Origin of the sequence: Nocardia sp. NPDC058058 (genome assembly GCF_042885355.1) — a bacterium.
Taxonomy (GTDB): Bacteria; Actinomycetota; Actinomycetes; order Mycobacteriales; family Mycobacteriaceae; genus Nocardia.
The window spans coordinates 1-1066 of record NZ_JBHVSA010000057.1 but is presented as its reverse complement, the minus strand read 5'-3'; the positions used below and the strand labels follow the sequence as shown (position 1 = coordinate 1066).

1 protein-coding gene is annotated in these 1066 nt (G+C 73.2%); it reads right to left on the bottom strand.

Translation table 11 applies throughout. The features are described from left to right. Nucleotides 1–146 precede the first annotated feature (146 nt). The coding region (locus tag ACFVUS_RS44145) for a tetratricopeptide repeat protein (protein WP_387781615.1) at nucleotides 147–1066 on the bottom strand (920 nt) is incomplete at its 5' end.

Below are 1066 nucleotides of genomic sequence, written 5' to 3'. Positions count from 1 at the left end.
GGTCTTCGAGGCGTAACCGCTGCGCTGGCTTGAACAGGAAGGCCCGGCCCCCAAGGGGACCGGGCCTTCCTGCATCCCCGGCCGGCAAATCCAGCCTCGCCGGCGTTTGAGGCGCGGGGTCCGGGGCGGAGCCCCAGGAAACCGGGCTACGGCTGGGGTTCGAAGTCCCAGTACGGGCGGGTGCGTTGTTTGGCGACGACCGTGTGGAGGTGTTGCGGGCCCAGGGTGCGGGTGAGGGCCTTGATGCCGGCTTCCTCGTGCTTCGCGGCCTCCTCGTCCTCCCGTACCGACCGGAGATCGGCCGCCAGCGCGATCTGCGTGCTCAGCGTCATCGGGTGGTCGGGGCCCAGGACCCGCTCCGCGCCCCGCAGCGTCTCCCGGCTCAGGGTCAGCGCGTCCTCCAGCCGGCCCGTGATGTTGCGGTGCCCGGTCGCGTTCAGGGCGCAGCCCAGCGTCCACGGGTGCAGGTCCCCCAGCGCGCCCCGCATGCCGACCAGCGCCTGCTCCGCGAGCGAGAGCGCCTCCGCCCGCTCGCCCTGTGCCCGCAGCACCAGCCCCAGGTTGCCGACCGTGCCGATGCTGTACGGGTGGGCCAGCCCCAGCTGTGACTGGTAGCCGCGGATCACGTGCTCCGAGATCCGGCGGGCCTCGCCGACGTCCCCGTACTCCCGCAGGTAGGTCGCGTAGTCGGAGGCGACCATCAGCGTCCACGGGTAGTCCACCCCCAGCACCCGGGTGGCCCGCTCCCACACCCCCCGCAGCCGCAGCCCGGCGCCCGGGATGTCCCCGGACCGGCGCAGGCACATGCCGAGGTTGTGCTCGGCCCGCAGGGTCTGCGGGTGGTCGGGGCCCAGCACCTGGGTGTTGAGCTTGAGCCCCTGCTCCTGGCGGGTCTGCGCCTCCCGGTAGCGGCCCATCAGCCGCAGCCCCATCGCGCAGGCGATGCCCGAGGACAGCGTCGAGATGTGCTGCGCGCGCAGCACCCGCTCGCGCCGCCGCAGGGTGTCCAGGTCCAGTTCGTACGCGTCCATGTAGCGCCCCAGCAGCCGGTACGTCGCCGCCAGGT